Annotated in this window: 22 protein-coding genes; 14 read left to right on the top strand and 8 right to left on the bottom strand. The window is 59.3% G+C overall.

Annotation, left to right across the window (positions count from 1 at the left end; all coding sequences use genetic code 11):
- Window positions 1-19 precede the first annotated feature (19 nt).
- The 3 genes from FHT86_RS27635 to FHT86_RS27625 are packed head-to-tail and all read right to left on the bottom strand — an operon-like array spanning window position 20 to window position 3,206.
- Entirely contained in the window at window positions 20-865 is an 846-nt protein-coding gene (locus tag FHT86_RS27635) for a TIGR01459 family HAD-type hydrolase (RefSeq protein WP_133710012.1), read from the bottom strand.
- The gene (locus FHT86_RS27630; protein ID WP_133710013.1) at window positions 862-2,145 is read right to left on the bottom strand and encodes an FGGY-family carbohydrate kinase; all 1,284 of its coding nucleotides are present in this window, start codon (window positions 2,143-2,145) and stop codon (window positions 862-864) included. The genes FHT86_RS27635 and FHT86_RS27630 overlap by 4 nt, the downstream gene beginning before the upstream one ends.
- Window positions 2,142-3,206: a class II aldolase/adducin family protein gene (locus FHT86_RS27625; RefSeq protein ID WP_133710232.1), complete on the bottom strand. Its 1,065-nt coding sequence runs from the start codon at window positions 3,204-3,206 to the stop codon at window positions 2,142-2,144. The genes FHT86_RS27630 and FHT86_RS27625 overlap by 4 nt, the downstream gene beginning before the upstream one ends.
- Before the next feature lie 183 nt (window positions 3,207-3,389).
- Here FHT86_RS27625 and FHT86_RS27620 point away from each other — a divergent pair, with 183 nt between their 5' ends.
- The 7 genes from FHT86_RS27620 (at window position 3,390) to FHT86_RS27590 (ending at window position 11,624) form a co-directional block, all read left to right on the top strand.
- Window positions 3,390-4,163 (top strand): DeoR/GlpR family DNA-binding transcription regulator, encoded by a 774-nt coding sequence (locus FHT86_RS27620; protein ID WP_133710014.1) that lies wholly within the window; start codon window positions 3,390-3,392, stop codon window positions 4,161-4,163.
- Window positions 4,160-5,569, top strand: coding sequence for a carbohydrate kinase (locus FHT86_RS27615; protein WP_133710015.1), 1,410 nt, complete (start codon window positions 4,160-4,162; stop codon window positions 5,567-5,569). The genes FHT86_RS27620 and FHT86_RS27615 overlap by 4 nt, the downstream gene beginning before the upstream one ends.
- Window positions 5,566-7,116: a sugar ABC transporter ATP-binding protein gene (locus tag FHT86_RS27610; protein WP_133710016.1), complete on the top strand. Its 1,551-nt coding sequence runs from the start codon at window positions 5,566-5,568 to the stop codon at window positions 7,114-7,116. Before FHT86_RS27615 ends, FHT86_RS27610 begins: the two co-directional genes overlap by 4 nt.
- A 25-nt stretch (window positions 7,117-7,141) precedes the next feature.
- Window positions 7,142-8,125 carry an ABC transporter permease subunit gene (locus FHT86_RS27605; RefSeq protein WP_133710017.1) on the top strand — a complete coding sequence of 328 codons (984 nt, stop codon included), beginning with the start codon at window positions 7,142-7,144 and terminating at the stop codon, window positions 8,123-8,125.
- A 64-nt stretch (window positions 8,126-8,189) separates the two neighbouring features.
- Window positions 8,190-9,128 carry an ABC transporter substrate-binding protein gene (locus tag FHT86_RS27600; RefSeq protein ID WP_133710018.1) on the top strand — a complete coding sequence of 313 codons (939 nt, stop codon included), beginning with the start codon at window positions 8,190-8,192 and terminating at the stop codon, window positions 9,126-9,128.
- A gap of 78 nt (window positions 9,129-9,206) precedes the next feature.
- Window positions 9,207-10,100, top strand: a complete 894-nt coding sequence (locus FHT86_RS27595) for a sugar phosphate isomerase/epimerase (protein ID WP_133710019.1) — start codon at window positions 9,207-9,209, stop codon at window positions 10,098-10,100.
- An 873-nt stretch (window positions 10,101-10,973) separates the two neighbouring features.
- Complete coding sequence (locus FHT86_RS27590) at window positions 10,974-11,624, top strand: pyridoxamine 5'-phosphate oxidase family protein (RefSeq protein ID WP_133710020.1); 651 nt, start codon at window positions 10,974-10,976, stop codon at window positions 11,622-11,624.
- 124 nt (window positions 11,625-11,748) lie between these two features.
- On the opposite strand, the gene FHT86_RS27585 is transcribed toward FHT86_RS27590, so the two are convergent.
- Window positions 11,749-13,290, bottom strand: coding sequence for a cation:proton antiporter (locus FHT86_RS27585; RefSeq protein WP_133710233.1), 1,542 nt, complete (start codon window positions 13,288-13,290; stop codon window positions 11,749-11,751).
- Between the two features lie 105 nt (window positions 13,291-13,395).
- On the opposite strand from FHT86_RS27585, the gene FHT86_RS27580 reads away from it, so the two are divergent.
- A complete protein-coding gene (locus FHT86_RS27580) occupies window positions 13,396-14,622 on the top strand; it encodes an NAD(P)/FAD-dependent oxidoreductase (RefSeq protein ID WP_133710234.1) in 1,227 nt (408 codons plus the stop codon).
- 277 nt (window positions 14,623-14,899) lie between these two features.
- On the opposite strand, the gene FHT86_RS38945 is transcribed toward FHT86_RS27580, so the two are convergent.
- Window positions 14,900-15,124, bottom strand: coding sequence for an FCD domain-containing protein (locus tag FHT86_RS38945; protein ID WP_166656932.1), 225 nt, complete (start codon window positions 15,122-15,124; stop codon window positions 14,900-14,902).
- Window positions 15,125-15,250: 126 nt separating this feature from the next.
- Between FHT86_RS38945 and FHT86_RS27570 the strand changes: the two genes are divergently transcribed.
- Genes FHT86_RS27570 through FHT86_RS27560 form a run of 3 tightly spaced genes read left to right on the top strand, consistent with a single transcriptional unit; the run spans window position 15,251 to window position 18,464 of the window.
- A complete protein-coding gene (locus tag FHT86_RS27570; RefSeq protein WP_133710021.1) occupies window positions 15,251-15,967 on the top strand; it encodes a FadR/GntR family transcriptional regulator in 717 nt (238 codons plus the stop codon).
- A 12-nt stretch (window positions 15,968-15,979) separates the two neighbouring features.
- Window positions 15,980-17,131 carry a mandelate racemase/muconate lactonizing enzyme family protein gene (locus FHT86_RS27565; RefSeq protein ID WP_133710022.1) on the top strand — a complete coding sequence of 384 codons (1,152 nt, stop codon included), beginning with the start codon at window positions 15,980-15,982 and terminating at the stop codon, window positions 17,129-17,131.
- Window positions 17,082-18,464: an MFS transporter gene (locus FHT86_RS27560; protein WP_208116680.1), complete on the top strand. Its 1,383-nt coding sequence runs from the start codon at window positions 17,082-17,084 to the stop codon at window positions 18,462-18,464. Before FHT86_RS27565 ends, FHT86_RS27560 begins: the two co-directional genes overlap by 50 nt.
- Before the next feature lie 89 nt (window positions 18,465-18,553).
- Here the strand turns inward: FHT86_RS27560 and FHT86_RS27555 are convergent, their stop codons facing one another.
- The 3 genes from FHT86_RS27555 to FHT86_RS27545 form a co-directional block, all read right to left on the bottom strand.
- Window positions 18,554-19,291: an alpha/beta hydrolase gene (locus FHT86_RS27555; RefSeq protein ID WP_312862542.1), complete on the bottom strand. Its 738-nt coding sequence runs from the start codon at window positions 19,289-19,291 to the stop codon at window positions 18,554-18,556.
- Between the two features lie 96 nt (window positions 19,292-19,387).
- Window positions 19,388-19,624: a hypothetical protein gene (locus FHT86_RS27550; RefSeq protein WP_133710024.1), complete on the bottom strand. Its 237-nt coding sequence runs from the start codon at window positions 19,622-19,624 to the stop codon at window positions 19,388-19,390.
- A gap of 16 nt (window positions 19,625-19,640) precedes the next feature.
- Window positions 19,641-20,867, bottom strand: a complete 1,227-nt coding sequence (locus FHT86_RS27545; protein WP_133710025.1) for an iron-containing alcohol dehydrogenase — start codon at window positions 20,865-20,867, stop codon at window positions 19,641-19,643.
- A 669-nt stretch (window positions 20,868-21,536) separates the two neighbouring features.
- Between FHT86_RS27545 and FHT86_RS27540 the strand changes: the two genes are divergently transcribed.
- From FHT86_RS27540 to FHT86_RS27530, 3 genes are read left to right on the top strand one after another with little or no spacing between them, the layout of a single operon-like run.
- Window positions 21,537-22,217 carry a GntR family transcriptional regulator gene (locus FHT86_RS27540; protein WP_246779690.1) on the top strand — a complete coding sequence of 227 codons (681 nt, stop codon included), beginning with the start codon at window positions 21,537-21,539 and terminating at the stop codon, window positions 22,215-22,217.
- Window positions 22,218-22,226: 9 nt separating this feature from the next.
- The gene (locus tag FHT86_RS27535) at window positions 22,227-23,807 is read left to right on the top strand and encodes a sugar ABC transporter ATP-binding protein (RefSeq protein WP_133710027.1); all 1,581 of its coding nucleotides are present in this window, start codon (window positions 22,227-22,229) and stop codon (window positions 23,805-23,807) included.
- Entirely contained in the window at window positions 23,804-24,796 is a 993-nt protein-coding gene (locus tag FHT86_RS27530; RefSeq protein ID WP_133710028.1) for an ABC transporter permease, read from the top strand. The genes FHT86_RS27535 and FHT86_RS27530 overlap by 4 nt, the downstream gene beginning before the upstream one ends.
- Window positions 24,797-24,818 lie beyond the last annotated feature (22 nt).

Below are 24,818 nucleotides of genomic sequence, written 5' to 3'. Positions count from 1 at the left end.
TGGCAGGGGCGCGTTGCCGTCAGGAGCCATCGTTCGAAAACCCAGGCATGATATAGGTGGGAAGCGCCGCGAAATGCCGTGACAGCTCCGATAGTTCCTCCTCAGAGGCATCCGCCATAATGCCGGTCCGCACCAGCACGGAGGAAAGCGCCATATCGGTCGCGCCCTTGATATCGTGTTCGATGCTGTCGCCGATGCAGACGATCCTCGCGGGATCGGCACTATTCCACCGCGCTATTGCGAATTCGTAGATCTCGCGATGGGGCTTGCCGATCCAGTGGACCATGCCCCCAAGATCGTTGTAGATCCGTGCGATCGCCCCCGCGCCGGGCACAATCTTGCCGCCGGCAAGCTTGTGAATATCGGGATTGGTGCAGATACAGGGAGCCTTGTTTGCCGCTGCGGGCGCCAGTTGTCGACGATAGACCTCGAGTTCAATCCGCTCGGCCTCGCTGCCGGAGATGATGACGAGATCGGCCTCGTCCGATCGGGCAACACTGGTCAGCCCCAGACGGTCAGCCAGATTCTGGTCTCCGCCGCTGGAGATCGTAAAGGCCCGCATGCCGGGCCGAATGTCCGAGGATGCCGACAATATATCGAAGGCAACGTCGCCTGAGGTCACGAACCGCTCGAAGAGTTCGCGGTCGAAACCGAGACGAACGAACCGCTCGGCATTGTAGTCCCCGCTTCTTCCCGAATTTGAAAGCACGATAACATGCTTGCCCCTGTCCTTCAGGGCGCGCAATGCCGCAGCCGCCCCATCATAGGCGCCGACGTCGTCGCGCAGGACGCCGAACTGATCGACGAGGAAATAGTCGTAGCGGTCGATCAGAGCCGCAAGAGATATTTCGGGAGCGATGATCAACGCTGTCTTTCCTGCCATTGAAGAATGAGTGCCGCCGTGCCGACCGCGGCCTCCGTCGAGTTCGAAGGCGCGAAGGAAACGCCGAGAGCGGCCTGCCGCATCCGGGTCCAAATCGGATTTTTCGCACCGCCGCCGACGGTTCGCACAGATTTCAGCGGGGCCGCACCGAGCTCCGTCAGTCGTCCATAACCGCACCGTTCGATCTCGGTCATCCCCTCCAGCACAGCCTGGAAAAAGACCGCTTCATCCTCGGGACGCGGCTCCAGCCGTGGCGCGTAGTTCGGATCGCTGACGGGAAATCGTTCGCCAGGCTTGATGAGCGGATAGAGATTGAGACCTGTGGGCCTCGCAATGTCGATGCGAGCCGTCAGTGCATCGAGGCGATCGTCTCCGAAAAGCGACTTGATCACGCTGCCGCCCGTATTCGACGCGCCGCCGGGCAGCCAGAAATCGAGCACGCGATGCGAATAGATCCCGTATTGCGGCGCGTTGATCGGCCGATGGGAAGCAAGCTTGAGCACGAGCGTGGAGCCGAGAGCCGTGACACCATCACCGATCTGCGATGCGCCCGTCGCCAGGAAAGACGCGCAACCATCCGTCGTTCCTGCATGAAAGCGACAGGTGGCATCGACACCGAGGCTCCGGACAAAACCCTCGACCGGCGATAGGGCGGAACCGGCCGGGCGAACAGTTGGCAGAAGGCGCCGGTCGAGCCCGGCCTGCTCTATCCAGTCTGGCCACCGTTCTTGGTCAAGATCATAACCGGTCTTGAGCGCGTTGTTTTCATCGCTTGCGCATTCTCGCTCACCAAGTTTCATCAACAGCCAGTCGGCCTGGTGAACGATCTTCGCGACATTTGGCTGGCGGGCGAGGTAAATCGCTCTTGCCAGGGCCGAACTCGCACCCCGAGCCGGACTGTTGCTTGGGGCAAACCGCGAGATGTCCGCGACAATCGCTGCATCCGGACACGCATCATTGTACATCAGCGGCGTGCCGATGGGCTCGCCCCTGTCGTCGGTCGCAAGGACCGTTCCGGATGTGCCATCGACGCCAATCGCGCGAACCGATGCGAGACTTGTCTTCGCCGCAAGCTCCCGCAATACGGTCGATGTGCGCTCCCACCAAATCGAGGGTGTTCGCCATTCTTTGGCATCCTCAAACGGCGCGCTGGCGATCGCCACCACGTTGCCGTCGTCGGCAAGAGCAGCCGCACGTGCGCCAGAGGTGCCGATATCGATGCCAATGACAGTTGCTGCTCCCGAGAATTGGCGGCTTGTCACGTCCGTGCTCCGCGATCGAGCGCCTGGCGATATTGCTCCGCTTCCCAATTGGTCAGTTCGTATTCATCAGCCTCGGTCAGGTAGACGACGTCGGCGCCCTCAGGAATCCGCGCCACGACTTCCGCAAGGCAGCGGGCCATAACCTGCCCGCCCGGGGTCAGTTCATTCGACAGGAGCATACCGCAGCCGGAAACGATGATCATCTTCGGCGCGGTCTGACCTTTATCTGCGAACCGTTCCAGATAGGATGGCAAGGACTGACCCGCTTTCAGCAGACCGACTGTCGTACCGAGAAAGATCACGTGATCGGGATACATCGATCCGCCGGTCGCCAGCCGGATGTTTTCAGGCACGAGCGCCAACTGGTGACTGGCGAGGTCCGCTGCGGGGGAATAGCTGCTATCCTGGCTCAGCTGCTGAAGCGCCCCAATATCCGCATCCGGAACCTGTCTTGCAGGTAAGGTCAATGCCGCGGTGACCCGCTCGATCCGATCGGCAACTTCTTCGACGGTCTCGCCCGTGACGATGATGCCATGATTATAGAGGATCAGGACGTCGGGATTCGATTCGGCCGCGAGATCGACGTCCCTGGCCAGTGGCGTACCGGGACGCCGGTAAGGTACCGTCGCCCATTTCATGCCCGCTGCCTCAAGCTTCGTCCTAAAGATCTCATCGCGTTGTTTCAGCACCGAAAGAGCAATCGTGTTGACGCAGTGATAGTGCGCGACAACCGGGCTCGGCAGAGCCGCATGAAAGCTCGTTTCGATCGACGGCCGCAGCCCGCTCGTATTCAGCGCCGTGATGACGAAGTCGGTCGCCTTTTCAGCGCGCGGATCGCCGCGGCGCAAAGCCTCGACCAGCGGTGCTACGCGGACGGGGACCATGATGTCGCGTTCGCCTGCCTGGGCAAGCCAGGTGCCCGAGGCCTTGACCCACATCGTATCGCCATCCTTCAGCGATGTGTTGCCGCCGGCGCCCTGCGTCTTGAGGATATCGGTTCCAATCTGTTTTGACAGGCGTAGGAACCGGTCGAACTCGCTCTCCGCGCCACGTGCTGCCATCGTCAAGATTAATCCTCCAAGCCTCGACGTCCTCTCACCAAAACGTGAGCGAACTCTTTCTCTATCGTAGGTATGCGATTGAATATCGTCAATGATGAAGTTTTTGCGTCACAACGCTTGCGGCCGCTCCGTCATTGTGATTATCTTTAATCATCGGCTGGGAGTGGCCGGGAGGAAAATGCAGTGAACGACGCCGACCGGCACAAGATCATCACCGACCTGCTTCGCGATACGCCGTTTGCCTCGGTTCGCGACCTGCAGGATCGGCTGGGCGTGTCACCGGCGACGATCCGGCGCGACATCGACAAGCTGCACGAAACGGGACGCGCCAAGAAAGTCTATGGCGGAATCTCGGCTTTCGAAGTCGGCGGGCGCCTGGCCGCCCGGCCCTATGACGAAAATCGCGACATTGCCGTGGAAGCCAAGCGGGCAATCGCCGGCAAGGCTGCGTCTCTGGTGCGCGACGGCGACTCGATTATCGTTCACGCTGGCTCGACATGTTTTCAGCTCGGTGTGCTGCTGGCGCGGCGGAACCTGCGAATCTACACGAATTCCATGCCCCTCGCAGCCTATCTCGGCGAACATGGTAGCTGCCACCTGAGCCTTGCAGGCGGCGAGCTCTACCGTGAGCCAGGCATTATTCACGACCCTTCCTCCGGCGCGCCGGACTATTTTGCCTCTCGGTTCTTCGTCGGCACCCAAGGCATCGGCGCGCAGGGCCTGTTCGAATCCCATCCGCTGCTCGTCAAGGCGATTGGCGAGCTTAGCACCTGCGCCGACGAGGTGGTCCTTCTGGCTGATAGCCGGAAGTTCTCGATCCAGCCGCGAAACCTGGTTCTTTCCCTGTCGCGAGTCGGAACGATCGTCACGGATGACGGCCTTTCCGACGCGAATGCCAAGCTTGTGGAAAATGCCGGCGTGACGATCCTCATCGCCAATGTCGGAGGCGTGTCATGACAGCCCAGCAGCCGGTCGCAGTCTTCGACCTCGGAAAAACCAATTCCAAGCTCTTTGTAATCGACGGCGACGGTAACGTCATCGCCGAGCGGCGCACGAAACCGGTCTGGCGGGCCTTTGGCGACATTCGTGTTCTCGATGATGCCGCACTGTTTGCCTGGATGGAGAACGAACTTGCGCAGTCCGTCGAGGCGCACGGCGTGCGCCACGTCACCTTCTCCGGACACGGATGTACCTTTGCGCTCATCGGCGACAACATGCTTCGCCATCCCATCCTCGATTACGAGCAGGAACCGCCCGCATTGGTTGCCGACCGGATCGACACCCTGATTCCCAGTTTCTCGGAAACCTTCTCGCCACGTCTGCCACTCGGCTTCAATTACGGCCGGCATGTGCTGTGGCTTGCCGATCGGGATCCACGAACGCTTGAAGCGACGGAGGCAATCCTCGCCTATCCGCAATTCTGGTCCTGGAAATTCTCCGGCAGGGCCGTGTCGGAGGTTTCCTACCTCGGCTGCCATTCCCACCTTTGGGCTCCGCTCGCCGATGATTTCAGCAGCCTGGTCGATGGTCAGGGCTGGCGGTCGAAAATGCCTGATTTCGCAGCCGCTGGCTCATTGCTCGGCACCCACCAAGTCACCCTCGGCGATGGTAGCACCGTCGACGTCTGCGTGCACAACGGCGTGCACGATAGCAACTCGGCGCTCTTCTACTATCGATCCGTCGGTTTTGATGAATTCACCCTGATCTCGACCGGCACTTGGGTGATCATCTTCAATCAAGCCTGCCCCCTCAATGCGCTCGACCGGAGGCGCGACATGCTCGCAAACGTCACCGTCGATCACGCGCCGGCCGCGACGATCCGCTTCATGGGCGGCCGGGAATATGACGTGGCAAGCGATGGCTGGACCGAGCACATCTCGATTGCCGCAATCGAAGCTGTCATCGCCAAGGCCAGCTTTGCCCTGCCATCCTTCGCCGCGGGCGGACCATTCCCAGATTTCGAAGGCCGTTTTGACGGTCCTCCCGTGTCAGGAGAAGACAGGGCGGCGGTCGCATTGCTCTATGTGACATTGATGACCGATCTGTCGCTCGATCTCATCCGCTCGGAAAACGACATCGTCATCGATGGCGGGCTGGTCAAGGCCGAACTCTTTGCCCCGATGCTGGCCGCACTGCGAAGCCAGACCGTCTTTACGAGCGCCAATCCCGAAGGCAGCGCGTTTGGCGCGGCGGCTCTCGTGTTTCGCCAGGCCGGGCTGCGACCGTTCAGCAACGAAACCGAGAAGGTCCGTCCAGCCAACATAAAGGGTCTCGAAAACTACCGGCGCGAATGGCGCCGTCGCGTCGAGGAGATGCATTCGCGCTCGCCGAACGCGACCCTGTTGAAGGAGAAGATGGGATGAGCACTGCTGCTGCACCCGATCGACGTGTCGCGCCTGTTCTCGAAATGCAGAACATCAGCAAGACCTTCGGCAATACCCGCGCCCTGACGAACGTGTCGCTCACGGTCTATCCGGGCGAAGTTCATGCCCTGATGGGCGAGAATGGCGCGGGAAAATCGACCTTGATGAAGGTTCTGTCGGGAGCCTATGTCGCCGATCCCGGCGGCAGTATCCTGGTCAGCGGGCGCCCCGCAATCGCAGGCGACCCCGTCAAGGCAAAGGCTAATGGCATTGCCGTCATCTATCAGGAACTGTCGCTTGCGCCCAACCTCACAGTTGCCCAGAACATGTTCCTGGGCACGGAGCCCTCGCGCATGGGCTTCGTCGATCGCGGCGACATCCGGAAGCGGGCGGAGCCGATCCTCAAACGTCTCGGCATCACTTTCTCACCGAGCCAGATGGTATCGACGCTGTCGCTCGGAGAGCGCCAGATGGTCGAAATTGCCCGGGCGCTCACTACCGACGCCCGCATCATCGTCATGGACGAGCCGACGACGTCGCTCACGAGCCGCGAAACCGAAAAGCTCTTCGAAGTGATCACCAGCCTCAAGGCACAGGGGATCGCGATCATCTATATCAGCCACCGCATGGAAGAAATCTATGCGCTAGCCGACCGCGTCAGCGTACTGCGTGACAGCGCCTATGTCGGAACGCTTGAGCGCAGCGAGCTTTCCGCCGAGCGCCTCGTTTCGATGATGGTCGGCCGCGATCTTTCGTCCTTCTACAAGAAGGAGCATCGCGCTGTCGGGCATGACCGGAAGGTGGTGCTGGCGGTCAAGAACATCGGCGACGGCCGTCGCGTGCATGACTGTTCCTTCGACGCCTGCGCCGGCGAGGTGCTGGGCATTGCCGGACTGGTCGGCTCGGGACGCACCGAGCTCGCCCGGCTGATCTATGGCGCGGATCACAAGACCTCGGGAAGCGTCCTGCTCGATGGCCGCGAGCTTTCGCTGAACGGACCACGGGGAGCGCTCGACGCGGGCATTGCCTACCTGACGGAAGACCGGAAGGGACTCGGCCTCTTCCTCGATATGTCGATCAACGAGAACATCAATATCGGTGTCATTTCCGAAGATGCGCGGTCCGGCGGTTTCCTTGATTTCGGCAAGGCTAAGAAGCGGGCGGACAGCGCCGTTTCATCGCTTTCGATCCGCACGAAAAGCACATCGATCAACGTCGGAGCCCTCTCTGGCGGCAACCAGCAGAAGGTGCTGCTAGCCCGGCTACTCGAAACCAAGCCGAGGGTAATCATCCTCGACGAGCCGACGCGCGGCGTCGATGTCGGCGCAAAGTCGGAAATTTACCGGATCATTGACGAGCTTGCCCAGAGCGGCATCGCCATCGTCGTCATCTCCAGCGACCTGCCTGAGATCATCGGTATCGCCGATCGTGTGCTGGTCATGCGTGAGGGCTGCATCGCCGGCGAAATCGTCGGATCCGAACAACAGCCGATCGGCCAGGAAGCCATCATGGCCCTGTCCACCGGACCCGCCAAGCGAGACGCATAAAGCGCGATAAAAGAGAGAACCTGAAATGAGCGCAACGCAAAGCGAACAGACAGCAATGGACAAGATGAAGCTGCGGTCGACATTGACCGCCCTCGGCATGCTTCCCGTCCTCATTATATTGGCGATCGGCTTTCATCTGCTCAGCGGCCGCTTCCTGAGCGTCAATAACCTGTCGATCGTCATGCAGCAGGCATCGATCAATACGGTGCTGGCGGCCGGCATGACCTTCGTGATCCTCACCGGTGGCATCGATCTCTCCGTCGGCTCGATTCTCGCGGCGTCTGCAATGGTCGGCGTCATCGTCTCGCTCTGGCCCGATATCGGCCTGCTGGGCATTCCGGCGGCGATTGCCGTCGGCCTCGCCTGCGGTGTCGTCAACGGCTCGATCATCGCCTTTCTGAAGCTGCCGCCCTTCATCGTGACGCTCGGCTCGCTCACCGCCATGCGTGGTATCGCCCGATTACTCGGCAATGACACGACTGTTTTTAATCCGGATCTGCCCTTCGACTTCATCGGCAATGGCAATTTTCTGGGCGTGCCGTGGCTGGCGATCATTGCGCTGCTGACGATCCTGATCTCCTGGGTGATCCTCAAGCGCACCGTGCTCGGCACCTGGATCTATGCCGTCGGCGGCAATGTGGAAGCCGCGCGTCTGACCGGCATCAAAGTGCCGCTCGTGCTGCTCTTCGTTTATTCCATGTCCGGGCTTCTCTCCGGCCTCGGCGGGGTCATGTCGGCGGCGCGTCTCTACGCAGCCAACGGCCTGCAACTCGGCCAGTCCTATGAGCTCGATGCGATCGCCGCCGTCATCCTGGGGGGCACCAGCTTCGTCGGCGGCGTCGGCTCGATCTGGGGAACGCTGATTGGGGCTCTCATCATCGCCGTTCTGTCGAACGGCCTCATCCTCGTCGGTGTTTCCGACATCTGGCAGTACATCATCAAGGGGCTTGTCATCATCGTCGCCGTGGCGCTCGACCGCTACCGGCTGAAAGGGCTTAGCCGCACGTGAAGCGCGGCTCGAGGGACCGGGGTTACCGGATAACAGGGCGCAGGAAGCGCCATAAGGAGGAAATATGCGTATGATCTCTAAACTGCTCGCAGCCACCGCTCTGGCGGCAGCCATCGCCATGCCGGCTGCGGCCAAGGACCTTCAGAAGATCGGCATTTCGGTCGGCCTGCTCGGCAACCCGTTCTTCGTGGCAACCATCAAGGGCATCGAGGACCGCGCCAAGGAAATCAATCCGAACGTTCAGGTCACCTCGGTTTCGGCCGACTACGACCTCAATAAGCAGGTTTCGCAGATCGACAGCTTCATCGCCGCCGGCGTTGACATCATCATGCTGAACGCCGTCGACGCCAAGGCCATCGCGCCGGCCGTCAAGAAGGCACAGGCGGCGGGTGTGATCGTCGCCGCCTTCGACGTTTCGGCGCCGGGCGCCGATGTCACCGTCATGACGAATAACATCAAGGCGGGCGAGGAGGCGTGCCAGTACATCGTCGATCAGCTGAAGGGCAAGGGCGATGTCGTCATCATTAACGGCCCGGCTTCGTCCTCGATCCTCGACCGCGTCCAGGGTTGCAAGAACGTGCTGTCGAAGAGCCCTGACATAAAAATCCTCTCCGACGACCAGAACGGCCAGGGTTCGCGCGATGGCGGCCTCGCCGTCATGCAGGGCTTGCTGACGCGCTTCGACAAGATCGACGCCGTCTTTGCAATCAACGATCCGACGGGCATCGGTGCTGAGCTTGCCGCCAAGCAGCTGCACCGCAACGAGTTCTTCATCACGGCTGTCGACGGCGCGCCCGACATCGAAAAGTCGCTCGCCAGCGGCAACTCGATGATCAAGGCGTCCGCCTCGCAGGATCCCTATGTCATGGCCGGCGACGCGCTCAAGATGGCCGTCGACGTGCTGAACGGCAAGAAGCCGGCTGAAAACACTGTCCTTCTCGACCCGAAGCTGATTACGGCCGACAATATCAAGGATTACAAGGGCTGGACCGCAGCTCGCTAATGTTTCCTCCCGAGCGACCCGCAATGCCTCAGTGCAGGCGGGTCGCTATTTTCATTGCCAATCGGAAAGCGGCGTCCCATGTCCAAAATCGGTGTTCATTCCTTCGTCTGGAGCGCCGGCTCGTCGAAGAACGAGCTGGAAAAGGCTCTCACAAGATCGCACGAACTCGGCTTCAAGCTGATTGAATTCTCCTACCTTGATCCGAAGCAGGTGGATGTGACGTGGCTTGCCTCGCGCATTCGGGAACTCGGCCTCGACGTTGCGATCAGCATGGGACTGCCGCCCGAGGGCGATGTTTCCAGCGACGACCCGGCAGTCGTTTCCAACGGCCAAGACATCCTCGAGCGCGCAGTGGCGCTGGTGCGCGATCTCGGCGGCACGAAGCTCGCTGGCATTTTGAGCTCGGCGCATGGCAAGCAGGAGCACGCGTTGACCAGGAAGAGCTGGGACACGAGCGTTTCCACGCTGTCGAAGGTCGCCGACCGGGCAAAAGCCGCCGGCGTCACTCTCAATCTCGAAATCGTCAACCGGTTCGAGAGCAACTTGCTGAACACCGCCGCACAGGGCATGGCCTATATCAAGGACACCGGCGCCTCAAACGTCTTCCTCCATCTCGATACGTTCCACATGAACATCGAGGAAGCCGATGTCGGGCTGGCGATCCGTCATGCAGCTGACAAGATCGGCTACGTCCATATCGGCGAAAGCCATCGTGGCTACCTCGGTACCGGCAATATCGATTTCGCCGCCGTTTTCGATGCGCTTGTTGCGATCGGCTGGAACGACTACGTGACCTTTGAATCCTTCTCGACGGCCATCGTCGACAAGGATCTATCCCTGAAAACGGCTATTTGGCGCAATCTCTGGAACGACAACGTGGAGCTGGCCAAACACGCGCGCCAGTTCATCGAGCTCGGACTGGAGACTTCAAGGCGTAAGGCCGAGCTCGTCCGGCAGGCACATGTCCTGTAAAGAGAATGAATGAAGTACATGCCCTTTTTCATTCGTCATAGCGGAATTGGTCTGGCGGACCGGCGGCATCCGGCGTGTCGGTGCTCACTTACTCGGATCGTGCTCCTGTGCGGCATCTCTGTGCAGTAGTCACATCTTCGGTGGCTTACCCGGCGGCGTGATCGGCGAACAAAAATTGGCCGAACCTGTCGGTGATCTCGATGTCGTGCGACATGCCGACACTCTGGCATTTGCCTTCCGGCAAACTGATACGCTCGGGATAATTCAGCGACGTCGAAACGGCGTTCGCGGCTGATATCGAGGGTGCCGATGGCGCCAAAGTGGTTGCCGCTTAAACGGCGCTTTGGCGCAGCGCGTTGATTAGCTCGGGTGTCGATCGAGCGGATGTAACATTTCCGGCAACATAAACGCTTCCACGGTTTGGGGGGCGTTCATCTTGCTCGCGAATTCACGGATGTCGTCGCGGCTAACGATATCACATTTCGCCTCGAAGGAGGCGGGGCGGTCGGCTTCCTCGGATCTAAAGGGGCTGGAGAATGACGGGATTCCTGTGCCAACTGCGGGAACTTGTCAGCGTTGGGCGTAACTCCGCACTGGACAAGAAAACGCAACGCCTGCCTATCATCTGCATAAAGCGATTTACGAGGGCCTCTAAGGTCGATTTCAGGAGAGCTTGATTGCAACCGAAATTTACGCTATTCAACCCGGTATGAGGTACGTACATCATATTGATGTCGCTTTCTATGATTGTCACTCCTTAGTGCCGAAGTTCACCGACTAGGAGGACCAGAGACCCCCAATGCGCTGACATTCAAAACAGACCACTCAGTTGAGGCTGACCAAACCAAAAAGAGAACCTCGAAAGGTGATAGAATGAATGGGTTCAAGCTTAATCCTGAGTTCGCTATAACAGATGAGCAATCCCTTCGAAGTCTGTTCGAGGCGACACATGCCCTGGCCATACAGAAGTGCCAGGATACACTCGGCAAACACGCACAGCAGTTTATCAAGCGTTCGCCGTTCCTATGTATCGGCACACAGAACCTGGATGGCAAAGCGGATGTAAGTCCCCGCGGTGATCCCGTCGGCTTTGTCAAAATTCTTGATGAGCGCACGCTGGCGATACCTGACCGGCCCGGCAATAACCGTCTCGATACCCTCGTCAATATTCTTGCCAATCCGAGTGTTGGCCTGTTGTTCATCATTCCAGGTTTTGACGATACGTTGCGCGTGAATGGCCGCGCCACTCTGGTCAATGACCCTGACCTTCTGGAGAGCATGAGCGTCAATGATCGCGCCCCTAAACTCGCAATCGTGGTCAAAGTGAGTGAGGTCTTCATGCACTGCGCTAAGGCATTTCGGCGCTCTAAGCTGTGGAGCCCGGATCATTTCCAGAGTCGCACCGAGATGCCGTCACTTATAAAGATCATTCTGGATGAAACAACCGGCGCGCCGAGCGATAAGGATGAGATGCGCAAAATGGACGACGATCTGGAAGACGAATACAAGAGGACACTTTACTAGCGGCTTGAGAAGAACGGGGTATTGATAGCGATGGCGTGAAAGGGCCGACTTCGCCAGCTATCCGATCGATCGCCGCACTTCGCCTGCCGTTCATGCCTATACGGCAAGGTCGGTTCGCTGCTGCCTAGCTCTCGGTGATGCGCCGATCCTCTTCGGAACCGACCGAGAGCTGCTTCCAGTCCAGGTCTTCCTGCAGTTCGAGATATTGCGTCGGGCCAATCTGATCTGCGTCTCGGAGTTCCTCGAGGCGCTGACGCTGGGCGATAACAGCTGCGATCGTCAGGTTTCGGCGACGAGCGAGCGGCGCGGTCTTGGCACTATCTGATGGTTCGGTCCAGTGGTCCCGGCAGATCGTCCGGATCGCCTCAGCCTCAGCGCCACCCTCCTTCTCCAGCCGCTGAAACGCGGCTTCGGCGAGCGAGCGTCGGGCCGCCTCCAGTTCCTCGTGGACTTCCGCTTGCCGCCCGAGTTTGAGGAAGTGGATCATCGGCGCAAGCGTCGCGCCCTGAATGACCAGGGTTGCCAGCACAACCGCAAAGGCGGTCAGGACGACGAGGTCCCGCTCCGGAAACTCCCCCGGCAACGCGAAGGCGGTAGCCAGTGTCACGAGGCCGCGCATGCCGGACCAGCCGACCAGCAGGGTCTCCCCACTCGTAAACGGCGCCAGCATTTTGCCGCGGCGGTGGCGCGACACCACGATCGCATGAAGGAGGAAGGCCATTGCCAGGCGTGCGAGGATGACGCCGACAACCACAATGGCGGCGAAACCGAGCGCCCGCTCAAGTTCCTCGGCGGACATCGCTTCCAGGATGCGGCGTGCCTGCAGGCCCATGAGCAGGAAGGCGATCACGTTCAGCAGGAAGACGACGGTCGTCCAGACGGCGAAGGAATGCACCCGCATGCGTGGAGAATCATCGACTGTCGCAAGGGCGGCGATCGTCATGGCGCTCGCAACCGTCGCCAGCACGGCCGAGAGGTGCAGATGCTCGGCGATCAGCCAGGTCGCAAAGGCATAGACGAACTGAAACAGGGTGCCGCCGACCGTATTTTCGGTCACCGGCCGAAGCCTTGAGACGAAGAAGCCGAAGACGATACCAAAGAGAATTCCTCCAGGTGCTGCGAACCCGATCTGAAGCGCGGTTGCGCCGTCGAGCCCGCCCCGTGCCTGGACGGTGAGCGCGGCGCCGAACAGCAGCAGGGCCGTCGCATCATTGAACAGGCTTTCGCCTTTCAGCAGCGCATCAACACGACGGGCGACCGGCAGATTGGAAAGAACGGCGGTGGCTGCGGCAGCATCGGGCGGCGCAACGATGGCGCCAAGCGCGACCGCCACCACAAGCGGAAGCCCGACAGTCAGAATGCTGATTGAAACCACCACGCTTGTCGTGACCAGAACGGCAACGATGGCATAGAAGAATAGCGGCAGCAGCATGCGCCGCGCAGCACCCACCGGAAAGTCATAGGCCGAGTCGACAAGCACGGGCGCGATGAACAAAGCAAGCGCCGTCGGCGGATCGATCGGGATCGTCGGCGCGCCAGGCAACATCGCCACCGCGACGCCGGCGGCAGCCAGTATACCGGGATAGGGCAGGTGCATGCGCCGCGTGATCTGCAGCAGCAGGATGGCGACAGCCAACAATGCAACGAGGGTTTCGAAGAAGGTCATGGCAGCATAGTAGCAGGCTTTCGGGCGCATTGAAGCGGGTGCAGCTCCCATGTAAAACTCAAGCCGATCAAGGTGATGACGGAAAGCGGGGGCAAAGCGGTGAAGATGGACTACGATGTGGCTGTTATCGGCGCCGGTGCGGCGGGCATTGCTGCGGCACGAAAGCTCACCGATGCCGGACGCTCGGTCGTCATTCTCGAAGCCAGCAACCGCGTCGGCGGCCGCGCCTGGACGATCGAACTCTCCGGCATGCCGCTCGATATGGGTTGCGGGTGGCTGCATTCGGCCGAGCGTAATCCCCTTGTCGCCATCGGCCGCGAGGCGCGGTTCACGATCGAGCGCGGGGCGACGGCCTGGCAGAACCAATGGCGCAATCTCGGCTTCTCGCCGGATGAGCGAGCGGCTGCAGCCGCGGCTTGGGACGCGCTTGAAAACCGCTTGCGGACCAATCCGCCCGAAAGCGACAGGGCGTCGGACGCGCTGGAGCCCGATGGCAAATGGAATGCCTATTGCCAGTCGCTCAGCGGCTATCTGAACGGCGCGCCGCTGGAGCGACTGTCGGTCGCCGATTTCCTTGCCTATGACAATGCCGCGACCGATGCCAACTGGCGGGTGCACGAAGGTTACGGGAGCCTGATTGGGGCTGCCGTTCCTGACGTGACCCTCCGCCTGTCGACGCCGGTTCGCCGGGTCGCCCTGATCAGAGAGGGTGTTCGGCTGGAGACTGATCGCGGCCCGCTCACGGCTAGTGCGGCGATCGTCACTGTCTCGACCAATGTCCTCGCCCGCGGCACCATCGCCTTCGATCCGCAGGCCGACGATCACCTGCATGCCGCAGGCCAGCTGCCGCTCGGCCTCGCGGACAAGCTGTTCATGGAGCTGCACGGCAATCATGGCCTCGAGCCGGAAACCCATCTGCTCGGCGACCCCCGGAATGACGAGACCGGCAGCTATTACATTAGGCCGCTCGGCCGCCCGGTGGTTGAAGGCTTCTTCGGCGGAAAGGGCGCCGTCGTCATCGAACAGGCCGGCCTGCTCGACGCCTTCTCCTTCGCGCTCGACCAGCTGTCGTCGCTCATCGGAAACAATATTCGCCGGCATCTGCGGCCGCTTGCGGCCTCGTCCTGGTGCCACACTGATTGGGTTCGTGGCTCCTACAGCCACGCGCTGCCCGGCCATGCCGGTGCCCGCACCATCCTGGCGCAACCGATCGGCGACCGGCTGTTTTTCGCCGGAGAGGCGACCCATCAATCCGACTTCTCGACTGCGCATGGCGCTTGGGAAAGTGGGCTGCGTGCTGCCGGCCAAGTCTTATCGGGTCTCAAATCCTAGTGATCAAGGACACTGGTAGCTGCAGAGGTTCCACAACGTCGTGCCTCGATTGATTGTGTGGCCTAGATTCGACCGTCATTAATCATTCCCCCGCAAAAATCGACAAGGCCCCATTCGTCTGCGAATAGGCCCGAGCATGGAAAATTGCCATTGACTATATGTTTGGGGCTCTAAACCTTTCATTGACTCATATCCAGCCGTCCCACGATCTTCAGGGATCGCCTCCATGCGCCTCGTCGAGTGCTTACTGCAGCTCTCCCGAGGCTTGGCCAAAAACTCACAGATCGTGCCAATCTCCTTTGGTCTGCCGCATAGCCTCCAGAAATTCGTCGCCGTCAGCGCGAACGTGTCGTGCCGCTGCTTTCGCCGCCGACGCGGGGTCACGCGCCTCGAATGCGGCAAGAATGGCCCGGTGTTCTTCGATCCGTGCCCTCATTCGATATGGAATGGAGGGCAGGCGTCGACGAAAGGATTCCAACAGACCGGCATATCGTTGAAGCACTTCGATGGCTTCTGTGTTGGGATCAGAACGAAAGATAAGGTCGCGATCAGCGGAGGCACGATCTTGTCAACCCTGCATTGACATTCTTCTAGATGGGATTTAAGCCCATCCCAAGAGGAGATAAGCATGCTGCCGAGAGGGCTGATATCAGACACAGTTCAGGCCATGGGCCGCTCGATTGTGCAAGGCGAATGGCAGCCTGGTGCCCAGCTTCCCATGGAGGCCGACTTGGCGGCCAAGTTTGGCGTCGGGCGAAATGCGCTTCGCGAAGCAGTCAAGGTGCTGGCGGGAAAAGGGCTTGTTAGAACTGCCCGTCGTTACGGATCGCGGGTCGCGGACAGATCGGACTGGAACAGTCTTGATGTCGACGTCATCAGATGGCGCTTGCACGATCGCTCTTCACACGCACGATTTCGGCGTGAGGTCGCGCAGCTTCGTGAGTTGATTGAGCCGGGCGCCGCATCAATGGCGGCGTCAAATGCGACGAGTGCCGAAAGAGCGGCAATATCGACGCTCGCCAATTCGATGAAGGAAGCACCGTCTCCCGAGGCGATCGAGACAGATATCGCCTTTCATCTGGCAATCCTTGACGCAACGCATAACAGTTTGATCCAAGGTCTCCGTCGCCCGCTCGAAGAGATGCTACGCACCCTTTTTCATGCTGACCTTACCCTTTTGGAAAATGGGCTCTCTTATGATCCAAACCCGACGCTGCACCTGGCGCTCGCCAATGCCATCGCCGGCGGTCGCGCGGAGGAGGCCCGCTATATCGCCATGGCCTTCGTGATCCGAGGAGCCGAAGGCGCTGATCGCCTGGAAGCCTCCAATCTCCAACAGCTTTAAAAGTAGACGTCTATGAAAATTGCGAAAATTGAATGCTTTACTCCCAGGGTCGGTCACCGGAACCAACTTCTGGTTAAGGTAACGACTGAAAGTGGGATCTATGGCTGGGGTGAGTCTGGGTTAACCGGCCGCGAGCATGCGGTTGTCGGCGCGATCAGACACTACAGCGAGTTTCTTTTGGGGCGCGACGCCAGACGAGCGGGCGCGCTTTGGCAGGAAATGTATCGCAGCCAATATTTCGAAGGCGGACGTGTTCTGTCAGCGGCAATCGGTGCGCTGGATATCGCCTTCCATGATATTCGCGCCAAGGCGCAGGGCGTCCCGGTCTTTGACCTGCTAGGGGGGAAGCAGCGCGACCTCGTCCCAGCTTTTGCTACGGCCCCCGCCGATCCTGGTCCGGAAATGGTCGAGCAGGCAAAAACTCTCATGAGTGCCGGCTGGACCTGTATCCGGTTTGTGCCATGGGGACAGCATTCCACCGACATTTTCGAGCCACGCGAGTCAATTGCGCGCACAGCACCGTGGATGGTCAAGGCGAGAGAGGAACTGGGACCGGCGGCCGTGTTGGGGATCGATTATCACCATCGGCTGAGTGTCGCGGAGGCCGCATCGTTTTGTCAGAAAATGCCAAGCGGGACGTTGGACTTCATCGAAGAGCCTATTCGCGATGAGACGCCGGAGGCGTACGAAGCGTTACGCAGGATGACAGATGTGCCGTTCGCCATTGGCGAAGAGTTTTCATCCAAATGGCAATTCCTGCCTTACATCGAGCGCGATATCCATCAGTTCAATCGCCTGGATATCTGCAACGTCGGCGGCTTCACCGAAGCGATGAAGGTCGCGGGATGGAGCGAAGCCCATTACGTCGATCTCATGCCGCACAATCCTCTCGGCCCAATCTGCACGGCCGCGACCGTTCATCTCGCTGCAGCTGTTTCAAATTTTGCCTGGCTCGAATGCCGCGCCTCGCCGGTCGAACAGCTTGGATTCGATTCGGCCGAACTCTTCCCCGAACAGGTCACGCTGGAGGGCAGCAGCTACAGGGTACCCGATCGCCCAGGACTGGGCATTGAAGTCAATGAAGATGCTTTGAAAAAACTGGAATTCCAATTCTTTGAACCGCCGCATCTGCGGCGCCGCGATGGAAGCTTTACCAACTGGTGATTGCAAAAAAAATTTGGGAGGAGGATATATGTCGATATCGGCAACGCTGACGGCCCCGAGCCGAACCCGCTATATCATAACTGCGCTTCTGTTCTTAACGGGAGTCATCAACTACCTGGATCGGACGAATCTGTCGATTACGGCACCGTCTCTTTCCGGTGAGCTGAAAATCGATCCGGTGACGATGGGTTGGCTGTTCTCAGCTTTTGGCTGGACATACACGGCGATGCAAATTCCGGGAGGGTGGCTTGCCGACCGCGTGCACCCAAGGGTCGTTTACCCGCTGACAATCCTGGTTTGGTCGATTGCCACACTCAGCCTTGGTTTCGTCGCCGGCATCGTCAGTTTGTTCATTCTGCGATTGGCCGTCGGCGTCTTTGAGGCTCCGAGTTATATCGTCAACAACCGCATCGTAACCACGTGGTTCCCGGAGCGTGAACGAGCCAGCACAATCGGCATCTACATCTCCGCACAATACGTTGGTCTTGGTTTCCTGACACCGGTACTCGTCTGGATCGAGGCGGGCTATGGCTGGCGTTCAGTCTTCATCCTGACCGGTATCCTTGGGCTCATTGCAGCTGTGCTTTGGGCGACTGTCTATCGGGACCCGCAACAGTTCCGGGGAACGAACGACGCTGAACTCGACCTCATCAAAGCCGGAGGCGGTGTTCCAGAGTTGAGCTCCCGTCTCGTGAGGGAGCAGGCGAATAGAAAGACCTTCTCCTGGACCGATCTTAAAATCGTTTTGAGTAAAAAGAAGCTTTGGGGGCTCTACATCGGGCAATTCAGCTATTTGGCCTCGGCGAATTTCTTCCTGACGTGGTTTCCCACTTATTTGGTCCAATATCGGCATCTGGATTTCATCAAGGCAGGCTTTTACGCTTCGGTGCCGTTTCTCGCCGGATTTGCAGGCGTCCTGGTTTCCGGGTTTCTTTCTGACGCACTCTTGCGTAGGGGCTTTAGCTTGAGCGCCTCTCGGAAGATCCCCGTTCTGACGGGTATTGCCCTGTCGGTCCTCATCGTCGGCGCCCAATTAGTCGATAGCCCACCGCTCATCATTCTGTTTCTGGCAGTTGCGTTTTTTGGCACGGGAATGGCATCAATCACCTGGTCGTACGTCTCCGCACTGGCGCCGGAACGGCTGATCGGATTGACGGGCGGCGTATTCAACCTGTTCGGGGGCCTTTCCAGCATCGTTATTCCGATCGCAATTGGGTATCTCGTACAGGGGGGCAGCTTTGCACCTGCGTTGGCGCTATGCTCGATCCTGGCGATCATCGCCGCCCTCTGCTACGTATTCCTCGTCGGCCGCATGGATAGGGTCGTTGAATAGCCCGCCGGATGCGGCACCCCGGTTTCGACACATGCAACGACAGCACGGGCTGTTGCATGTGTCGGGCTGACTGTCGTTTCTCGGGCGAGCTAGGCGTTGCGAATAATTTGAAACAGCGCGTTTGCCGCCTGTGTGTCGGGAATTCCGAGATCTCTGACAGTGGTCATATGATTGCTGTCCGTCACGTCGGAGCGGTCCACGGTGAGGCCCTGTGAACGGAGATGCCGGGTAAAACGGTCGGCCTGATCCAAGAACGGATGCGTCTCGTCGGTGCCTGCCAACACCGAGACTTTGGTGCGCAGATCAAATTGGTGGGAAAGAGGGCTGAACCGGGCGACCTCCTCGTCAGTGAGTTGAATTTCTTGTTGCAGGAAAGAGGAGCGAAGCGGTTCAAGCTCGTAAAGCCCACTGAGCAACAGAGCTGCGGCAAGCCCTGACGGGTTGGTATCTCTCAGAAACACGAAACTTGCCAGATGCGCGCCGGCGGAATGACCGCTCACTGTCATGCGCGTTGGGTCGCCGCCATATTCTGCAATGTGCTCGAAGACCCATTGCCTGGCTTGCCGCACTTGATTGATGAGAAGCGCCATTCTGGCATTGGGCATCAATGCGTAATCGACGATGACGGCGATTGCTCCGGTCCTCGTTATTGTATTGGCGATATAGGAGTAGTCCCGCTTGGAGAACATCCGCCAATAGCCGCCATGGATGAACATATGCACCGGCATGCGGGTCTGCCGCCTCTGCGGAAAAAACAAATCCAGCCTTTCGGTCGGATCGTCGCCGTAAGCAATGTCAGGAACCATAGGAAGCGTGTCGCGCGCCACCGCGCTGCGCGCCACAATGTCATCGACGATCGCATCGAAATCAGCGACGTGGCCGCGGATGCGGAAGGGATCCTTTTCCAAATCGTTCTTCCCGCGTCAAAAACTCGTTGCGATATATTTGGCTACCATGAATTCGGCAATGCCGTGATGCTGGCCGCCCTCGCGGCCGAGGCCACTTTGCTTGAGCACAGCTTCTGTCGACGGATCAACGACCTCGATCATTTGCCCCGACTGCGACGGCAGCCACTGGCCATCGATGTAAAGCCCGCGCGCGGTAGCCTGAATATCGGGCAGTCGACGATCATGCGGGAGGATCGGTTGGGCAATGGTCATCGGGATACTCCTTTTCTTAGATTGCGCTGGCGGCGAGGTCGCCGTCATAGGCCGCTTGCACGAGGCGCTTCATGGCTTCGAGATCGAAAGGGCGGGGGTTGTTCTTGATCAAACGATCGATGCCGAACGCCTGTTCGGCCGTCCAGTCGAGCTTGTCTGCAGGAAGCCCGAGAGCCTTGAGCGTCGGCGTAATGCCGATTGCGGCGAAAAGCCGTCGGACCTCCTCGATAGCGGCCCCGGCCATTTCCTTCACGTCAAGGCCAGCCTGCACGATGCCAAGGGCTGCGCCGACTTCCGCCAGTTCTTCCGTCGAGGCCGAGCGGTTGTAGCTCATAACGTAAGGCATCAAGGTCGCAACGCCGAGACCATGCGCGGTGTGGGTAAGTGCGCCGACCGGATATTGAATGGCGTGTGCGGCCGCGGTCCCTGCCGTGCCGAAAGCACAGCCGGCAGCAAGCGCACCCATCATCACATCGGCGCGCGCGTCTTGGTCCGCTCCGTCCTTGCAAGCTTTCTCCAGACTGCGCCCGAGCAATTTTATGGCGAGCAGGGCGAAATGATCAGTCAGCGCGCTCTTGCCGATAAACACGTGGTTTTGAGCCAAGGATGCGTCGGTGCCGCGTCGAGCCGCCGTGAAAGCCTCGATGGCATGGGTCAGCGCGTCGGCGCCCGCGACGGCTGTCAAACCCACAGGGCACGACATGGTCAATTCGGGATCGCAAATGGCCGCAGCGGCAATAAGGTAGGGGCTGGAAATACCCACTTTGAGCGTGCGGTCGGGGTCGGACACCACCGCAACGGGCGTAACCTCCGAACCGGTACCAGCTGTCGTCGGCATGGCAATAACAGGGAGTGTCGGACCAGGAACTTTGAACTCCCCATAATAGTCCTGCAGCTGGCCGCCATGGCTGAGAATAAGGGCGGCACACTTTGCCATGTCCAGGCAGCTCCCGCCGCCGATCCCGATCACCATGTCCGGCTTAAACCCGCGTGCTCCCTCGACACAAACGGAAACCGAGTTTCGCGGGACATCCGGCAGGACGCCGTCGTGGACAAAGACGGCGATCGACGCGTCTTCCAGCGCGGCCAATATTTCCGCAAATATTGCCGTCCCGGCAAAACGCTGATCGGTGCAGATCAGGGCCCGTGTCCCGTGCCTCAAAGCGACCTTCGGCAGCGCGTGACGCTGCCCTTTTCCAAACAGGATTTCGTGCGGCAGCCGAATGGCGGCAAAATGGCTCATTGTCGATGTCCTTTTACAAGCGGTGACTCGAGATCTGAGAAAGCAGTGTGTTTGTCTGAACTCCGAGCCGCGATGGCATATTCATCGGCGACGGCCTTGGCGCGCCTTGGACAGGCAACGTCGACCCTTGCTGCAATCGAGGATCGCGATCTAAGGGCCGAGAAGGGCGGACCGTATCAGATAAAAGGCGGCTTAGCGGCTTTGGTGGCGCATGGATGGCAAACGCCACGCCGCCCTTCCTGGCAACTGCCTCGGTTTGGAGCGTGCCTGCTTCTATCCCAATGCCAAGACCATACCCTGTCGCATCGCTGAAGAGCGCTATCCGTCCATTTGTTGCACGCGACGCACCCGCCGTCGGCTGGCCATCGGCGGTGAGAGCCCACGGCAGCCGAAGCGATATCTTCCTGGCCGAATGGTCGTGGATCTTGCCCATCTACACGCTTCCGATGTTGGACCTGAGGAGTGGTGTCGTCAGCAAACGAGCATGAGGCTTTTGAGCCCTGCAACCCTTTGATAGCGCGGTCGCTGTTTGGACGTCCGCCGCTGGTCGAACTCTCACATCGTTACCCAATATAAAATCCTATAGGATATGGGATTGAATTGCTCGCAGCATCGTGTTAGCCCTTGTGCATGTCAAGAGGCAAAAATATGCACAACTCGAATCGACGCATGTCATCGGAAGACGTGGCGACCAGTGCCCTGATCCAGCGAAGCAGTAGTCTCGCGGCAAGCGTCTACGACGCGATTTTTGGCCAGCTCATGTCGCTGAAGATCGCGCCCGGTTCACGTATCCCCGTGGATAATCTGGTCAGGCAATTGAGCGTCTCGCAGACCCCCATCCGAGAGGCGCTTGGTCGGCTCGAAGGCGAGGGGTTGGTGGTCAAGACCCACTTAATTGGATATAGCGCGGCCCCGCAAATCACCCGCCGCCGGTTCGATGAACTCTACGAGCTTCGTCTCTTGCTCGAACCGGATAGTGCGGCCAGAGCCGCGATCGCGATGGATGAGACGAGGCTAGCAGCACTTCGAGAAGCCGCTGGGGTCATGGGCCGTCGAGAGGGAACCGACGAACGCATCCGCTACTCGACGTTTGCCCGCCAGGATGCCGTCTTTCACGACAGGATCATGGAGTTTGCCGGAAACAAGCTTATTCGAGAAACGCTCAACCATCAGCACACACACTTTCATATCTTTCGTTTGATGTTCCACTCGCGCGTGACCGAGGAGGCTCTCGACGAGCATGAAGCCCTTCTTGCCGCGTTCGCCGCGGGGGATGCCTGCGCCGCTGATAAGGCGATGCGTGAGCATATCGAGCATTCGCGGGACCGGCTTGTACTGGCGTTTGATTGAGGACGAGACATGGCCAATGTCGTGAGTATCGATCGGGAAAGGAGCAGCGACGTGTCGCAGAGCGATGATCTCGTCAGTCGCCCCGTTCTTCGCGCTGAAGGCCTGTCGAAGCAATACGGCCCGGTCACGGTATTGTCCGAGGTTACCCTCGATATCTTACCGGGCGAGATTCACGCAATCATCGGGGAAAACGGCGCGGGAAAATCGACCTTTATGCGTCTTTTGTCCGGCTATGCCGAGCCCACGGCCGGAACGGTCTCGCTGGCCGGCGAAGAGGTCACCTTCTTAAAGCCGGAGCAGGCGCAGAAAGCCGGAATTGTGCTTGTACATCAGGAGATCCTGCTTGCCGACGGGCTTACCGTCGCAGAAAATCTGTTCCTTGGTCGCGAGCTTATGCGCCGTGGACTGGCAGACGACCGAACAATGCGTCGTCTTGCTGCCGAAAAACTTTCAGAACTGGGATGCCTCGTCTCGCCCAACGCTTTGGTGCGTGACATTTCTCTTGCCGATCGCCAACTCGTGCAGATCGCACGAGCCCTTCTTGACGACTACAAGCTTGTCATCTTCGACGAGCCGACGGCCGTTCTGACGGGGGAAGAGGTCGAAAGGTTGCTCGGCATTATTCTTCAACTGAAAGACCAGGGTGCCGCTGTCCTCTACATCAGCCATCGCCTCGACGAAGTGCAACGGCTTGCTGACAAGGTGACCGTGCTGCGGGACGGCAAGATGGTCGGGACTTTTCCGGGCCACACTCTAAGCCAGATGGAGATGGCACGGCTGATGGTCGGACGGGACCTCGCCGCTCTGTACCCGGAGAAGAGTGGCGAGTTGATTGGCGAAGTTATTCTAAGTGTCCAGAACCTTGCCGTACCTGGCTATGCCAAGGACATTTCCTTCAAAGCGCATAAGGGAGAAATACTTGGTTTCGCCGGCATGATCGGTGCCGGCCGGACGGAAGTGTTCGAAGGAATAATGGGTCTTCGCCCGGCAACCGGCACAGTGGAGCTGAATGGAAGGACGCTCGATGTGCGATCCCCGCGAGCGGGGATGGATGCCGGCATCGGCTATCTCACCGAGGACAGGAAGGGCAAAGGTCTCCTGCTGCAGGAGCGGCTTGCACCCAACCTCACTCTTTCTGCCCTTGGTCGATTCCATCCTGGACTCCTCATGCATAGACGGCGCGAGCAGACCGCGCTCGTCGACGCCGTCAACGAGTATGACATCCGCTTGAAAAGCTTCGGGGTTAATGCAGGCCAGCTTTCCGGTGGCAATCAGCAAAAACTCTTGCTGGCCAAAGTGCTGCTTACCAATCCTTCCGTCGTGGTTATCGACGAACCGACCCGCGGCATTGATATCGCCAATAAGGCGCAGATCTACTCCTTCATTCAACGATTGGTTGGAGAAGGAAAGGCCTGCATCGTCATTTCTTCGGAAATGCAGGAACTGATCGGTGTCTGCGATCGAATCCTGGTGATGCGAGAGGGACGCATCACCGGCGAGGTGGCAGGTGACACGATGACCGAACACAACATAGCGCTTTTGGCCGCGGGCGGCGCGACAGCCACTGCGGATCAGGGAGGAAGACCATGACTGTCATTACGGGTTCGACGCCGGTTAAACCGGGGCGTGAATGGAATATCGGCTGGACGGACATAGGGCCGTTCCTGGCCCTTCTGGCACTCCTGCTGATCGGGTTCATGGTTAATCCAGATTTCCTTTCAACGACAAATCTTGGAAATGTCATCACCCGCAGTGCGTTCATCGCCATCATCGCCGTCGGCGCGACCTTCGTAATCTCCTCGGGAGGGCTCGACCTCTCGGTTGGTTCGATGGCCGCCTTCATCACCGGCATTACAATTATGTTCATGAACACCCTGGCACCAGGCTTTGGTACCTGGGCGATTCCGGCTGGAATGGTCGTCGCGATCGCTGCCGGCTTGCTCTGTGGGTTGCTGAACGGCTTGATCGTGACGATCGGCAAGATAGAGCCCTTCATCGCTACGCTTGGAACGATGGGAATTTTTCGGGCCCTCATCACCTACATGACGGACGGTGGCACGATCCCGATCGACCGGTCACTGCGCGAAGCTTATCGCCCGGTCTATTTCGGCTCGGTCGTGGGTATTCCAATTCCGATCCTGATATCAATCGTTGTAGCGGCGGTGGCCTCCCTCATACTTTACAAGATGAAATATGGCCGCCGATGCGCCGCGGTGGGGGCAAACGAAGACGTCGCACGATATTCGGGGATCTCCATCATCAGGACCCGAACCATCGCCTATGTCATCCAGGGCGTCTGCGTCGCCATCGCCGCCATCTGTTACATTCCTCGCCTGGGCGCAGCCACGCCAACGACAGGCCTTCTGTGGGAACTCCAAGTCATTACGTCCGTCGTCATCGGCGGCACGGCTCTGCGGGGAGGAAAGGGGCACATCTGGGGGACAATGGCTGGCGCGGTTATTCTCGAGCTGATCGCCAACCTGATGGTGCTTTCCAATTTCGTTTCCGAATATCTCGTCTCCGGCGTTCAAGGCGTCATCATCATCATCGCGATGCTCATACAGAGGTTCTCGAAATAGCTCGTGTCCGGACCACGCGGGT

Origin of the sequence: Rhizobium sp. BK313, from assembly GCF_014193655.1 — a bacterium.
In the GTDB taxonomy this organism is placed as follows: Bacteria; Pseudomonadota; Alphaproteobacteria; order Rhizobiales; family Rhizobiaceae; genus Rhizobium.
This window is presented reverse-complemented; position numbering and strand designations above follow the sequence as displayed.

Excerpts from the sequence above, each read along its gene's own strand:
- FHT86_RS27625 (WP_133710232.1), bottom strand. The coding sequence starts at position 3,206 with ATGGCAGCACGTGGCGCGGAGAGCGAGTTCGACCGGTTCCTACGCCTG.
- FHT86_RS27615 (WP_133710015.1), top strand. The coding sequence starts at position 4,160 with ATGACAGCCCAGCAGCCGGTCGCAGTCTTCGACCTCGGAAAAACCAAT.
- FHT86_RS27610 (WP_133710016.1), top strand. The coding sequence starts at position 5,566 with ATGAGCACTGCTGCTGCACCCGATCGACGTGTCGCGCCTGTTCTCGAA.
- FHT86_RS27605 (WP_133710017.1), top strand. The coding sequence starts at position 7,142 with ATGAGCGCAACGCAAAGCGAACAGACAGCAATGGACAAGATGAAGCTG.
- FHT86_RS27600 (WP_133710018.1), top strand. The coding sequence starts at position 8,190 with ATGCGTATGATCTCTAAACTGCTCGCAGCCACCGCTCTGGCGGCAGCC.
- FHT86_RS27595 (WP_133710019.1), top strand. The coding sequence starts at position 9,207 with ATGTCCAAAATCGGTGTTCATTCCTTCGTCTGGAGCGCCGGCTCGTCG.
- FHT86_RS27590 (WP_133710020.1), top strand. The coding sequence starts at position 10,974 with ATGAATGGGTTCAAGCTTAATCCTGAGTTCGCTATAACAGATGAGCAA.
- FHT86_RS27585 (WP_133710233.1), bottom strand. The coding sequence starts at position 13,290 with ATGACCTTCTTCGAAACCCTCGTTGCATTGTTGGCTGTCGCCATCCTG.
- FHT86_RS27580 (WP_133710234.1), top strand. The coding sequence starts at position 13,396 with ATGGACTACGATGTGGCTGTTATCGGCGCCGGTGCGGCGGGCATTGCT.
- FHT86_RS27570 (WP_133710021.1), top strand. The coding sequence starts at position 15,251 with ATGCTGCCGAGAGGGCTGATATCAGACACAGTTCAGGCCATGGGCCGC.
- FHT86_RS27565 (WP_133710022.1), top strand. The coding sequence starts at position 15,980 with ATGAAAATTGCGAAAATTGAATGCTTTACTCCCAGGGTCGGTCACCGG.
- FHT86_RS27550 (WP_133710024.1), bottom strand. The coding sequence starts at position 19,624 with ATGACCATTGCCCAACCGATCCTCCCGCATGATCGTCGACTGCCCGAT.
- FHT86_RS27545 (WP_133710025.1), bottom strand. The coding sequence starts at position 20,867 with ATGAGCCATTTTGCCGCCATTCGGCTGCCGCACGAAATCCTGTTTGGA.
- FHT86_RS27540 (WP_246779690.1), top strand. The coding sequence starts at position 21,537 with ATGTCATCGGAAGACGTGGCGACCAGTGCCCTGATCCAGCGAAGCAGT.
- FHT86_RS27535 (WP_133710027.1), top strand. The coding sequence starts at position 22,227 with ATGGCCAATGTCGTGAGTATCGATCGGGAAAGGAGCAGCGACGTGTCG.
- FHT86_RS27530 (WP_133710028.1), top strand. The coding sequence starts at position 23,804 with ATGACTGTCATTACGGGTTCGACGCCGGTTAAACCGGGGCGTGAATGG.